This window comes from Tsukamurella sp. USMM236 (genome assembly GCF_037148755.1).
In the GTDB taxonomy this organism is placed as follows: Bacteria; Actinomycetota; Actinomycetes; order Mycobacteriales; family Mycobacteriaceae; genus Tsukamurella.
Genome location: NZ_JBBCSS010000002.1, coordinates 130,261 through 143,137, shown reverse-complemented (window position 1 = coordinate 143,137; position 12,877 = coordinate 130,261). Strand labels below are relative to the sequence as shown.

At 71.1% G+C, this 12,877-nt stretch carries 10 protein-coding genes; 6 read left to right on the top strand and 4 right to left on the bottom strand.

What is annotated here, in order from left to right:
• The first annotated feature begins 1 nt into the window (after position 1).
• A complete protein-coding gene (locus WFK95_RS06490) occupies positions 2–1,204 on the top strand; it encodes a lipase family protein (protein WP_443081531.1) in 1,203 nt (400 codons plus the stop codon).
• A gap of 4 nt (positions 1,205–1,208) precedes the next feature.
• Positions 1,209–2,036: an SDR family NAD(P)-dependent oxidoreductase gene (locus WFK95_RS06485; protein WP_336670209.1), complete on the top strand. Its 828-nt coding sequence runs from the start codon at positions 1,209–1,211 to the stop codon at positions 2,034–2,036.
• Positions 2,037–2,040: 4 nt separating this feature from the next.
• On the opposite strand, the gene WFK95_RS06480 is transcribed toward WFK95_RS06485, so the two are convergent.
• The gene (locus WFK95_RS06480) at positions 2,041–3,408 is read right to left on the bottom strand and encodes a flavin monoamine oxidase family protein (RefSeq protein ID WP_336670208.1); all 1,368 of its coding nucleotides are present in this window, start codon (positions 3,406–3,408) and stop codon (positions 2,041–2,043) included.
• 134 nt (positions 3,409–3,542) lie between these two features.
• Between WFK95_RS06480 and WFK95_RS06475 the strand changes: the two genes are divergently transcribed.
• Positions 3,543–4,148: a TetR/AcrR family transcriptional regulator gene (locus WFK95_RS06475; RefSeq protein ID WP_336670207.1), complete on the top strand. Its 606-nt coding sequence runs from the start codon at positions 3,543–3,545 to the stop codon at positions 4,146–4,148.
• Between the two features lie 51 nt (positions 4,149–4,199).
• Here WFK95_RS06475 and WFK95_RS06470 read toward each other — a convergent pair whose 3' ends face one another.
• Positions 4,200–6,437 (bottom strand): NADP-dependent isocitrate dehydrogenase, encoded by a 2,238-nt coding sequence (locus tag WFK95_RS06470; RefSeq protein ID WP_224647977.1) that lies wholly within the window; start codon positions 6,435–6,437, stop codon positions 4,200–4,202.
• Between the two features lie 157 nt (positions 6,438–6,594).
• Between WFK95_RS06470 and WFK95_RS06465 the strand changes: the two genes are divergently transcribed.
• A complete protein-coding gene (locus WFK95_RS06465; protein WP_224647976.1) occupies positions 6,595–7,539 on the top strand; it encodes a DUF808 domain-containing protein in 945 nt (314 codons plus the stop codon).
• 1 nt (position 7,540) lies between these two features.
• On the opposite strand, the gene WFK95_RS06460 is transcribed toward WFK95_RS06465, so the two are convergent.
• Positions 7,541–8,368, bottom strand: coding sequence for a MerR family transcriptional regulator (locus WFK95_RS06460; RefSeq protein ID WP_336670206.1), 828 nt, complete (start codon positions 8,366–8,368; stop codon positions 7,541–7,543).
• A gap of 34 nt (positions 8,369–8,402) precedes the next feature.
• Positions 8,403–9,116 carry a lysoplasmalogenase gene (locus WFK95_RS06455; RefSeq protein WP_336670205.1) on the bottom strand — a complete coding sequence of 238 codons (714 nt, stop codon included), beginning with the start codon at positions 9,114–9,116 and terminating at the stop codon, positions 8,403–8,405.
• Between the two features lie 28 nt (positions 9,117–9,144).
• Between WFK95_RS06455 and WFK95_RS06450 the strand changes: the two genes are divergently transcribed.
• Together WFK95_RS06450 and katG are read left to right on the top strand one after the other, a co-directional pair.
• Positions 9,145–10,428, top strand: a complete 1,284-nt coding sequence (locus WFK95_RS06450; RefSeq protein ID WP_336670204.1) for a serine hydrolase — start codon at positions 9,145–9,147, stop codon at positions 10,426–10,428.
• A 207-nt stretch (positions 10,429–10,635) separates the two neighbouring features.
• Entirely contained in the window at positions 10,636–12,855 is a 2,220-nt protein-coding gene (gene katG, locus WFK95_RS06445) for a catalase/peroxidase HPI (RefSeq protein WP_336670203.1), read from the top strand.
• Positions 12,856–12,877 lie beyond the last annotated feature (22 nt).

Genomic DNA, 12,877 nt, shown 5'->3' with positions numbered 1-12,877 from the left:
CGTGGTGCCGATCACGCCGTCCGCCCTGCCGCGCGCGCTGACCAGCCGCGTCGGCGGCCTGCTCCGCGGCCTCGCGACACCCGACCCCGTCACCGCCATCGGCCCACCGAACTGGTCGGGCCTCGACGCGCGCGCGTACTCCGGCCCCGCGCTGCCCGCCGGCACGCCGATCGACCGGGTGCCGCTCGCCGCGGGGCTCGGCCTCGACGAGGCGGCGCAGGCGTACCGGTTCCTCTACTCGACCACCAACCAGCGCGGGGACGCCGTGAGCACCGCGTCCCTGTTCCTGCCCGACGGGGACGCGCCCGCCGGCGGATGGCCCGTGGTGGCCTGGGCGCACGGCACCGTCGGACTGTGCGACGACGCGACCCCGTCGGCCCAACCCCAGTCCGAGCGACAGCAGTTCTACCTGGGGCACTGGCTGCGGCACGGCTATGCGGTGGTCGCCACCGACTACGCGGGCATGGGCACGCCCGGCCTGATGAGCTATCTCAACGGGAAGGTCGAGGCGCACAACCTGATCGACTCGGTGCAGGCCGCGCGGCAGCTGGGGCTGCCGCTGGCCCGACGGTGGGCCCTCGTCGGCCAGTCGCAGGGCGCGGGCGCGGCGATGAACGGCGCCCGCTACGCCGCGGAGTTCGGCGCGGGCTACGACCTCGACCTGTGCGGGACGGTCGCGACCGGGACGCCGGCGAACATCGAGCGGGTGGCGCAGTTCCTGCGGCCCTCCTTCCCGCCGGTCACGCTGCCGCCGCTGACCAACGTCTACGCGGCGTACATCCTGGCCGGGATCCGCGACGCCCGGCCCGACCTCGGGATCGACGCCCTGCTCAGCGACGAGGGGCGGCGGATCGTCGCCCTCGCCGAGCGGCTGAGCCTGTACGACACCCGGGAGGCGGTGCGCGGCGCGCGGATCAGCACCTGGGTGACCGCGCCGCTGCGCAGCATCCCCGGGATCTACGACGCCCTGCACGCGCACATGGGCACGCCGACGCAGGGGTACGACCGGCCGATCTTCCTCGGCCACGGCCTCACCGACATCGACGTACCGGTCGCGTCCGGACTGTCGCTGGCCGCGGCACTGACCCTGCACCGGCAGCCGGTCACGCTGAAGCTCTATCCCACCGACCATTTCGGCACCGTGTACGCGGCCGCCGACGACGCCGCCGCGTTCCTCGCGCGGGTCATGGAGAACCAGGAGTAATCGTATGAAGGACTTCCACGGCAAGGTCGCCGTCGTCACCGGCGTCGCCTCCGGCATGGGCCGCGAGCTCGCGCTCGAACTGGCGCGACAGGGCGCGAAGCTCTCGCTGTGCGACTACGACGCCGTCGGCCTCGAGAAGACCGCGGACGACGCGCGCGCCCTGGGCGCGGAGGTCCACACCAAGGTCGTCAACGTCGGCGAGCGCGAGCAGATCCTCGCCTACGCGGACGAGGTCGCCGAGCACTACGGCGTGGTCAACCTCGTCTTCAACAACGCGGGCATCGCGCACCACGCGAGCGTCGAGAAGACCTCCTTCAAGGACTACGACCGCCTGATGGACGTCGACTTCTGGGGCGTGGTCAACAGCTCCAAGGCCTTCCTGCCGCACCTGATCGCCTCCGGCGACGGCCACATCGCCAACACCAGTTCGATCTTCGGCCTGTTCGGCGTCGGCGGCCAGAGCGCCTACAACGCCGCCAAGTTCGCGGTCCGCGGCTTCACCGAGGCCCTCCGGATCGAGATGCTCGCGAGCGGACACAACGTGGGCGTCAGTTGTGTGCACCCCGGCGGGATCAAGACCGACATCTGCAACAACGCGACGGTCGCCGAGGGCCAGGACCAGGCCTCGTTCGCGGACTTCTTCAACCAGCACCTCGCGCGCACCGAGGCCGACGCCGCGGCGCGCACCATTCTCAAGGGCGTGCAGAAGAACCACGGCCGCATCCTCATCGGCCCCGACGCCGTAGCACTGGACCTGTTGGTCCGGGTCACCGGCTCGGGCTATCAGCGGCTCATGTCCTTCGTCGACGGGCAGTCGAAGCGCTTCCTCTGAGCCGTCAGGCCCGCGGGGCCAGGATTTCCTCGGCGGCGCGCCGGCCGGAGCGGATCGCGCCGTCCATGTAGCCGTTCCACCGGCTCGCGGTCTCCGCGCCCGCCCAGTGGATCCGCCCGACGGGTGCGGCGAGCGCGTGGCCGTACTGCGTCCACACCCCGCAGCCGAGCCGTCCGCCGTAGCAGCCGCGGCTGAACTCCTCCGCGCACCAGTCCATCTCGACGTAGCCGAAGGGGGTCGCGGCCTCGGGCCCGAAGTACTTCACCAGCGCGCCGAGAACCAGCTCGCGTCGCTCGGCAGGACTGAGCCGCTCCGCCGTGCGGGCGTGGGCGCCCTCGAGGAAGCCGACGAGCACGCCGCAGCTCGCGTCCTGCGGGGAGTTGTCGAGGACCACGTTGAAGGCGTCGTCGAGGCTGATGACGAAGCCGCTGAGCCCGTCCTCACGCCAGAAGGGGCGGTCGTAGCCGACCTGCACCTTGATCACCGAGCCGGCGGGGATCTGCTGCGTGAGGCCGTCGCGCGCCGAGGGCAGGGCCGGCAGGTAGCGGATGCGGCCGGCCAGGGTCGGCGGGATCGCCACGATCACCTCGTCCGCCGTGACCGCGCCGCCCGGCGAACCGTCGGCGTTCTCGTAGACGACGGTGACGCCCTCGTCGTCCTGCGTGATCGTGCGGACCACGGCGCCCAACCGGACCGACTCCCCCAACTCGGCCGCCATCCGCTCCGAGATCAGGTGGGTGCCGCCGACCACGCGGGAGTCCTGCGCGCCCGTCCGGGTGGTGAGCAGCATCGCCAGGCTCGTCCCCGAGCGGATGTAGGCGAGGAAGTGCAGGAACGAGAGCTCGGCGGTCTCCGCGGAGAAAACCGCCGGCACGATGATCCGGAAGAAGCTGCGGGCCATCGTGTTCCCGGTGTTCGCGCTCACCCAGGTGTCGACGTTGTGCCGGTCCAGATCGGCGGCCCCGTCGGCCTCCCACGGCGCGGCGGGATCGACGCCGGCCGCGAGCGTCTCGATGGCCACCCACAGCCGCCCGACCTCGGCGAGGGACTCCTCGTCCAGGCCGAAGGTCTCGTCGGCGTACCGGACGGCGCGCCCGTCCACGACGGTGATCGCGTCACCGTCGTCGTAGGAGGGGAACGTCTCCAGCCCGAGCTCGGCCACGAGATCGAGCGCCGCCGTCTGGTCGGGGCCGATCCACTGCCCGCCCAGCTCGACGGGCGTCCCGTTGCTGAGGAAGCCACCGTGGTTGCGGCCGGCGACGCGATCCCGCGCCTCGAGCACCCGCACCGCCCTCCCCTCGGCCGTCAGGCGCCGCGCTGCCGAGAGGCCCGCCAGACCGGCGCCCACCACGATCACGTCCACATCCGTCATGTCCAGCTCCTTCAACTCAGTCAGTTGTATGACTTGATTCACGTACTGTAAGCCGAGTCACACCCCTGTGTCGAGACTTGGACCGGAATCCGGTGTGCTTTGCTGGACACCCACCCCTTGGAACCGGAGGCCGGATGCCCTACGTCGAATCCGCGGTGCGCGGCCCGCAGATCGTCGCGGCGGCGCGCGCGGTCCTGATCCGCGACGGGGTCGCCAAGACGAGCCTGCGCGCGGTCGCGGCCGAGGCCGGGATCCCGCTGGGCACGCTGCAGCACGTCTTCCCGAGCAAGCAGCAGTTGCTCCAGGCCGTCATCGAGCGCGTCGTCGACGACATCTCCGATGTGCTCCGGCGCACGGCCGAGACCGACGCGGGGCTGGCGCACGCGATCCGCAACGGCATGCGCAACTTCTGGTCGGCACTCGTGACGGACGAGCGCGAGCTCCAGGTGCTGCAGTACGAGCTGGTGACCCACGCGCTCCGCACCCCGGGTCTCGAGGACCTCGCGCGGATCCAGTACGCGCGCTACACCGAGGCCGTGCGGCAGTGGTGCGCCGAGGCGGCCGACCTCGCCCACGAGACCAGCGCCGTGCCGCTGGACCGGCTCGCTCGCGTCATCCTCGGCGCCGTCGACGGCCTGATCCTGCAGCACGTGGCGCATCCCGACCCGGCGCGCTCCGCCGCCGACCTGGACACCGTCGCCGACATGGTCGTCGCGCTCGCCGCACCCGTCCCGCAATAGCGGAACGGGCACCGCGACCGGAGTCGGCGATGCCCGTTCCAGCGGGATCGATCAGGAGTCCAGCGACTCCAGGTCCGCGTTGAAGGTGGCGCTGGGACGCATCACCTTCGACATCTTCTCCGGGTCCGGGTAGTAGTAGCCGCCGATGTCGGCGGGCTCGCCCTGGACCGCGCGCAGCTCCTCCACGATGGTGGACTCGTGCTCGGAGAGCGCCTTCGCCAGCGGCGCGAACTTCGCGGCCAGCTCCGGGTTCTCCGTCTGCGCGGCCAGCTCCTGCGCCCAGTACAGAGCCAGGTAGAACTGGCTGCCGCGGTTGTCCAGCTCGCCGGTGCTGCGTGACGGGGCCTTGTTGTTCTCGAGGAGCTTGCCGGTCGCGGCGTCCAACGTGGTCGCGAGGACCTTCGCGGCGGCGTTCTCGTTCTTGATGCCCATGTCCTCGAAACTCACCGCGAGCGCGAGGAACTCGCCCAGCGAATCCCAGCGGAGGTGGTTCTCCTCCGTGAGCTGCTTGACGTGCTTGGGCGCCGAGCCGCCGGCGCCGGTCTCGTACATGCCGCCGCCCGCCATGAGCGGGACGATCGAGAGCATCTTCGCCGAGGTGCCGAGCTCGAGGATCGGGAACAGGTCGGTGAGGTAGTCGCGCAGGATGTTGCCCGTCGCGGCGATGGTGTCGAGGCCGCGCATCGCGCGCTCGAGGGTGTACCGCATGGCGCGCACCTGCGACATGACCTGGATGTCGAGGCCCTCGGTGTCGTAGTTCTTGAGCTCGGCCTTGACCGCCTTGATGAGCTCGTTCTCGTGCGGGCGGTACGGGTCCAGCCAGAACAGCACCGGCGTACCGGAGTTGCGGGCACGGTTGACGGCCAGCTTGATCCAGTCGCGGATCGGGGCGTCCTTCACGGTGCACATGCGCCAGATGTCGCCCTCCTCGACCTCCTGGGAGAGCACGACCTCGCCGGTGGCGTTGTCGACGATGTTCGCGGTGCCGGCGGCCGGGACCTCGAAGGTCTTGTCGTGGCTGCCGTACTCCTCCGCCTTCTGCGCCATCAGGCCGACGTTGGGGACCGTGCCCATGGTGCGCGGATCGAAGGCGCCGTTGGTCTTACAGAAGTTGATGATCTCCTGGTAGATGCGCGCGAAGGTGGACTCCGGCATCACGGCCTTGGTGTCCTTGGTGCGGCCGTCGGCGCCGTACATCTTGCCGCCGGCGCGGATCATGGCGGGCATCGAGGCGTCGACGATGACGTCGGAGGGCGAGTGGAAGTTGGAGATGCCGCGCGCCGAGTCGACCATCGCCAGCTCCGGGCGGTGCTCGTGGCAGGCGTGCAGGTCCTTGACGATCTCCTCGTGCTTGCTGGCCGGCAGCGTGGCGATCTTGTCGTAGAGGTCGCCGAGGCCGTTGTTGACGTTGACGCCCAGCTCGTCGAAGAGGTCCTGGTGCTTGGCGAAGGCGTCCTTGTAGAAGACCTTCACGGCGTGGCCGAAGACGATGGGGTGCGAGACCTTCATCATGGTGGCCTTGACGTGCAGCGAGAACATGACGCCGGTCTCGTAGGCGTCCTGCATCTGCTCCTCGTAGAACTCGAGCAGCGCCTTCTTGCTCATGAACATCGAGTCCATGACATCTCCGGCGCCGAGCTTCACGCTGTCCTTGAGCACGTGGGTCTGGCCGTCGGCCGTGACGAGCTCCATGCGCAGGTCGCGCTCGCGGTCGAGCGTCGTGGACTTCTCGCCGTGATAGAAGTCGCCGTGCTTCATGTGCGCGACGTGGCTGCGCGAGGCCATCGACCACTCGCCCATGCTGTGCGGGTTCTTGCGGGCGTACTCCTTGACCGCGCGCGGGGCGCGACGGTCCGAGTTGCCCTGGCGCAGGACCGGGTTCACGGCGCTGCCGAGGATCGTGGAGTAGCGCGTCGCGATGTCGCGCTCCTCGTCGGTCTTGGGCTCCGACGGCAGGTCGGGGATGTCGTAGCCCTTGCCCTGCAGCTCCGCGATCGCGGCCAGCAGCTGGGGCACCGAGGCGCTGATGTTCGGGAGCTTGATGATGTTCGCGGTCGGCTCGAGGGTGAGCGCGCCGAGCGTGGCCAGGTTGTCCGGCACCTTCTGCTCGTCGGTGAGGCGCTCGGGGAAGGTCGCCAGAATGCGCGCCGCGACCGAGATATCGCTCGTCTGCACGTCGATGCCGGCGGGCCCGGCGAAGGCGCGGATGATCGGCAGGAACGACGCGGTGGCCAGAAGTGGGGCCTCGTCGGTCAGCGTGTAGATGATGGTCTGCTGCTGCGCACTCATGTGTGTTTGCTTCTCCCGAATGTCTTGGTCGGTCGACTCTGTACGAACTGCTCTGTCAGTCTCCATGTAACGGTTCCCCCATTATCCTCCCTCACCCCGACAGCCCGCGACGGCAGTCCGGCAAACGCGCGCGGCCCTCCCCGATTACGCTGTCGCCATGGCCGGAGGACTCGCTGCCCTGCTCGACGACATCGCCGCTCTCGCGCGGCTCGCCGCCGCGTCGGTCGACGACGTGGCCGCCGCCGCGGGGCGTGCGAGCGTCAAGGCCGCGGGCGTCGTCGTCGACGACACCGCGGTCACGCCGCGGTACGTGCAGGGCATCAAGCCCGAGCGCGAGCTGAGCATCGTCGCGCGCATCGCGAAGGGCTCGCTGCGCAACAAGCTGATCTTCATCCTCCCCGCGATCCTGCTGCTGAGCTGGCTCGCCCCGTGGGCCCTGACCCCGATCCTCATGCTCGGCGGCACCTACCTCTGCTACGAGGGCGCCGAGAAGATCTGGGAGAAGCTCAGCGGCCACGGGGACGTCGAGGAGCCCTCGTCGTCCACGGGCGAGGTCGACGAGGACACCGTCGTCGCCGGCGCCATCCGCACCGACTTCATCCTGTCCGCCGAGATCATGGTGATCGCGATGAACGAGGTCGCGAGCGAGTCGATCTGGTCGCGGGCGCTGATCCTCGTGGTGGTGGCGATCCTCATCACCGCGCTGGTCTACGGGGTGGTCGCGGCGATCGTGAAGATGGACGACGTGGGCCTCGCGCTCGCGCAGCGCCCGTCCGAGTTCAGCCGCAAGGTCGGCACCGCGATGGTCAAGGCGATGCCGGTGGTGCTCAGCGTGCTCGCGAACGTCGGCATCGTCGCCATGTGCTGGGTCGGCGGCCACATCCTGCTGGTCGGCCTCGACGATCTGGGCTGGCACTGGCCCTACTCCGTGGTGCACCACTTCGAGACCTGGGCGCACGACCTGATCCCGTCGATCGGCTCGGTGGTGGGCTGGCTCGCCAACACCCTCGGCTCCGCCCTGTTCGGGCTGGCGGTGGGCGCCGTGGTGGTCGCGATCGTGCACGTGATCGGCAAGCTCCGCGGCGCTCCCGCGTCCCACTGAGCTACCGCACCGGCACCACGACGCGGGTCCGCAGTTCGGCCTCCGGCACCGCGCACGGGTCGTTGAGGTACACGTTGAAGTGGTGCGTCGCCGGATCGTCGACGGTGCGCGCGAGCGCCAGGCCGTGCTCGGCGACGTACGCGCCGATCAGCTCGTGCGCCCGCGGGATCGCCTGCGCGTAGGGCCCGTCGACGACGGCCTCGACGGCGCGGCCCGCCGGCGCCTCGAAGACGGCGAGCGGCGCCGCGACGGTAGTGCCGGCGGGCACCTCGAAGAACACGGACTCGTCGACGTCGGACTCGCGGAACTCGTCGTCGTGCTCGATGCAGCCACCCGGGCCCGCGGGGGCGATGTCCTGGGCCTGCACTTCGGGGAGGAAGCGCTCCCAGAGCTCGCCCTCCCCGGCGTAGTCGGGGACGGTGCCGCGCAGGTGCACGAGCGTGCGGGCGGGCAGGGCGGTGAGGGCGACGGTGTCGGTCATGGTGGGCTCCCGGATCAGCGTGTCGATGAGGCGGAGCCGCGCCACGGAGTCCTCGGCGGCCGCGGCGAGGTCGAGACGCTGCGCGCGCAGGGCCTCGTCGAACGCCTCGGTCCCGCGGACGGCCAGCAGGGCCCCGATGGCGGACACGCCGAATCCCACGTCGCGCAGCCGGCGGATCGCCGCGGCCTCCGCGAGCTGCGCCGGCGCGTACCGGCGGTAGCCGGTCACGGCGTCGACGTCCGCGGGCACCAGGACGCCGTGGGCGTCGTAGTGGCGCAGCATCCGCACGCTGATCCGGCTGAGCGAGGAGAACCTGCCGATGGGCACGAGGTCCGGGGTGTCGGTCACGGTCTCCACTCTGTCGGCTGACACGGTGTGAGGGTCAAGCCCCGGGCAGCGCGGATTCCGCCGCCGGTACCCCGGCGCGCGCCGCGCCTTCCGCGAGTAGGAACTGCGCGCCGGTGTAGGTCGCCATGACGGCGCCCTCGAGCCACGCGGGCGGGTCGGCGAGGACGAACTTGCGCAGCCCGAGGATCGAGTCGCTGAGCAGGAACAGGCCCGCGCCCGCGAGGGTGGCGCGCCGGGCGTCCCCGGGGATCTGCGGGCCGAGCACCGTTGCGGCCGCCGCCGTGCCGCTGAGCAGCGCGGAGTAGCCCGCGAGCACCGGGGCCAGGAAGGGCTCGGTCCGGTACGCGGCGAGCAGGGTCCGCGGCGCGCCGACGGCCCAGGCGGCGCCGACGGCGGCGGGACGCGCGAGCGAGGCGTCGGGATCGCGCTGCGCCAGCAGCCCGCTGATGTAGGCGGCGTGGCCCGTCGCGAAGGCGCTCGCGCCCAGGGCGAAGTGCTTCGGCTCGTCGCCGAGCAGCGCCACGTCGCCCACCCAGCCGGCCGCCTGCCCGGCGAGGGTGGTGCGGCGCAGCGGCGAATGCCGCGCCCGCGGGTCGGTCGCGAAGGACGCGGCGAGAGTCGGCAGCAGCAGCGGCTTGGTGAACCGCCGGGCGTGGTGGTGCACGGGTCGCGGCGATGCCGACAGAGTGGTGTCGACCGCCGCGAGGGCGGCGTAGGCGAGCTTGAGAGCGGTGCTGGCGCGGGTCACCGCGCCAATCTATCCGTAGGCTCGTGCCGTGAGCAGCGACACCGTGCCGGCGGCCCCCGCACCCGAGGAGGGCCGCATTCGCGTCGCCCGCGACCTGGACGCGATCACGGACGTGGGCACCGAGGACCGAGCCGGCGCGGATCCGCGCGCCGTGGAGCGGATCTGGCTCGCCGCCCGGTCCTGGTACGCAGCGGGCATGCAGCCTGCGATCCAGGTGTGCGTCCGGCACCAGGGCAACGTGGTTCTGAACCGGGCCATCGGCCACGCCCGCGGTAACGGCCCCGACCTGCTCTCCAACCGCGACGAGGCGACGGAGCCGGTGCCGGTCACCGTCGACACCCCGTTCTGCACCTACTCCACGGCCAAGGGCGTGGCGGTCACCGTGCTGCACCGCCTGATCGAGCGCGGCGACCTCGACATCGAGGCCCGCGTGTGCGACTACATGCCGGAGTTCACCAGCGACGGCAAGGACCGGATCACGGTGCGGCACGTGCTGACCCACAGCGCGGGCATCCCGATCAACACCGGGCCCAAGCCGGACCTCAGGCGGTCCGAGGACAGCGCGTACACCCGGGCGATGCTCGCCGGGATCAAGCCCGTCTACTCCCCCGGCCGGCTGCACTTCTACCACGCGCTGACCTGGGGGCCGCTGGTCCGCGAGCTGGTACTGGCCGCCACGGGGCGCACGATCCGGGAGATCGCCGCCACGGAGATCCTCGGCCCGCTGGGCTTCCGGTGGACCAACTTCGGGGTCGCGCCCGAGGACCTCCCCGCCGTCGGGCTGAGCTACGCGACCGGTAAGCCCGCGCCGCCCGCGATCGAGGCCGCCTTCCGGAAGGTGGTGGGCGGCACCATGCAGCAGATCGTGCCGATGTCGAACTCGCCGCAGTTCCTCACCGGGATCGTGCCGTCGTCGAACCTGGTCTCGAACGCGCAGGAGCTCTCCCGGTTCGCCGAGATCCTCCGGCGGGGCGGGGAACTCGACGGGGTCCGCGTGCTGCGGCCCGAGACGCTCGCGGCGGCGACCCGGCAGGCGCGCCGACTGCGCCCCGACTTCGCGACCGGCGGCGCGCCCCTGCGGTGGGGCACCGGGTACATGCTGGGCTCGGAGCGGTTCGGCCCGTTCGGCCGGCACGCCCCGGCCGCTTTCGGGCACACCGGCCTCACCGAGATCGCGATGTGGGCCGACCCGCAGCGGGACCTGGCGGCCGCGGTGGTATCGAGTGGCAAGCCGGGCGGCCACCCGGAGGCGAAGCGCTACCCCGCCCTCCTGGACGCCATCGGCGCGGCCTTTCCGCGCACGCGCGGCTGACGCCCCCGGGCATCGTCACAGACCCGTCGATAGGGGTTTCCTACCGCACCGATAGGCCGTTTCACCTCGACTTTCAGGTATTTCTAGAATAATTCCAGAAAAGCTGGAATCCGTGGCTCCGCGGACGTACAGTGAAGAACGCGCGGCCCGACAGCCCGGCCGCCTCGCTTCAACAGCCGTACACACATCCGTACCGAGAGGAACGCCGTGTCCGAGGATCAGACCACCTCCCCCCAGGAACAGACGAGCGGAAGCGGCGGTTGCCCCGTCGCCCACGGTTCGCTGCGCCCGCCGGTCGCCGGCGGCGGCAATCGCGACTGGTGGCCCGACGAGGTCAACCTGAAGGTGCTCGCCAACAACCCCGCCGAGGGCGACCCCCTGGGCGCCGACTTCGACTACGCGGCCGCGGTCGCCACGCTCGACGTCGAGGCCGTCCGCGCCGATCTGGTCGCGCTCATGCGCGAGTCGCAGGACTGGTGGCCCGCCGACTTCGGCCACTACGGCCCCCTGTTCATCCGCATGTCCTGGCACTCCGCGGGCACGTACCGCACCACCGACGGACGCGGCGGCGGCGGCGCCGGCCTGCAGCGGTTCGCCCCGCTCAACAGCTGGCCCGACAACGTCAGCCTGGACAAGGCCCGCCGCCTGCTGTGGCCGGTCAAGCAGAAGTACGGCCGCTCGCTCTCCTGGGCCGACCTGATCCTGTTCGCGGGCAACGTCGCCCTCGAGGACATGGGCTTCACCACCGAGGGCTTCGCCTTCGGTCGCGCCGACGTCGCGGAGCCGGAGGACGTCTACTGGGGTCCGGAGCACACGTGGCTCGGCTCGGACGGCCGGTTCTCCGGCAAGCGCGAGCTGGACCAGCCGCTCGGCGCCACCCACATGGGCCTGATCTACGTCAACCCCGAGGGCCCCGAGGGCGTGCCGGACTACATCGCGGCCGCGGACGACATCCGCGAGACCTTCGGCCGGATGGCGATGAACGACGAGGAGACCGCGGCGCTCATCGTCGGCGGCCACACCTTCGGCAAGACCCACGGCGCGGGCCCGGCGGAGAACGGCCCCGAGCCGGAGGCCTCCCCTATCGAACAGCAGGGTCTGGGCTGGAAGGGCCACAACGGCACCGGCGTCGGCAAGGACGCCGTCACCAGTGGCCTCGAGGTGATCTGGACGCACACGCCCACCAAGTGGGACAACAGCTTCCTCGAGATCCTCTACAGCAACGAGTGGGAGCTCTTCCAGAGCCCCGCCGGCGCGAACCAGTGGCGCCCGAAGGACGGCGGCTGGGCGAACTCGGTGCCGGAGGCCTTCGGCACCGGCAAGACCCACCCGTCGATGCTGACGACCGACCTGTCGCTGCGGTACGACCCGATCTACGGCGAGATCACCAAGCGCTGGCTCGACAACCCGCAGCAGCTGGCCGACGCCTTCGCCAAGGCCTGGTTCAAGCTCCTGCACCGCGACATGGGCCCGACCGCCCGCTACGTGGGCCCGCTGGTCCCCAAGACCGAGCACCTGTGGCAGGACCCGATCCCCGCGGCCGAGGGCGCCCCGATCAGCGCGGCCGACGCCGACGCGATCACCGAGCGGATCCTGGCCACCGGCCTGACCACCGCGCAGCTGGTCAAGACCGCGTGGGCGGCGTTCTCGTCGTTCCGTCGCACAGACAAGCGCGGCGGCGCCAACGGCGGCCGCCTGCGCCTGCAGCCGCAGGCCGGCTGGGAGGTCAACGAGCCCGACGAGCTGGCACAGGTGATCCGGACGCTCGAGGGCGTCGTCGACGCCTTCAACGCGGAGTCCGGCACGAAGGTCTCGTTCGCCGATGTCGTGGTCCTCGCGGGCAACGCGGGCGTGGCCCAAGCCGCGAAGGCCGCGGGCGTCGAGGTGACGATCCCGTTCACGCCGGGCCGCGCCGACGCGACCCAGGCCGACACGGACGTCGAGTCCTTCGCCGTCCTCGAGCCGCGCTTCGACGCCTTCCGCAACTACGTCGCGAAGGGCGCGCCCATGCCGGCGGAGTACCTCCTCGTCGAGAAGGCCAACCTGCTCGGCCTCACGGCGCCGGAGATGACGGTGCTCCTCGGTGGCCTCCGCGTGCTGGGCAACAACTTCGGCGGGTCCGAGGCGGGCGTGTTCACCGATCGCCCGGGCACACTGAGCAACGACTGGTTCGTGAACCTGCTCGACATGTCCACGAAGTGGGCCCCGGCGTCCGACGACGACGCGACCTACGTGGGCACCGATCGGGCGACCGGCGAGAAGAAGTGGACGGCCACCCGCGCCGACCTCGTCTTCGGCTCGAACTCGATCCTCCGCGGCATCGCCGAGGTCTACGGCGCCGCCGACGCCGGCGAGAAGTTCGTGGGCGACTTCGTCGCCGCGTGGACCAAGCTCGCCAACGCAGACCGGTTCGATGTGAAGGCCTGATCCTCTTCCTCCGGCCGGCAGC

Bases quoted from the DNA above. Each gene is read 5' to 3' on its own strand.
- WFK95_RS06475 (WP_336670207.1), top strand. From the start codon at position 3,543: ATGCCCTACGTCGAATCCGCGGTGCGCGGCCCGCAGATCGTCGCGGCG.
- WFK95_RS06465 (WP_224647976.1), top strand. From the start codon at position 6,595: ATGGCCGGAGGACTCGCTGCCCTGCTCGACGACATCGCCGCTCTCGCG.
- WFK95_RS06485 (WP_336670209.1), top strand. From the start codon at position 1,209: ATGAAGGACTTCCACGGCAAGGTCGCCGTCGTCACCGGCGTCGCCTCC.
- WFK95_RS06470 (WP_224647977.1), bottom strand. From the start codon at position 6,437: ATGAGTGCGCAGCAGCAGACCATCATCTACACGCTGACCGACGAGGCC.
- WFK95_RS06480 (WP_336670208.1), bottom strand. From the start codon at position 3,408: ATGACGGATGTGGACGTGATCGTGGTGGGCGCCGGTCTGGCGGGCCTC.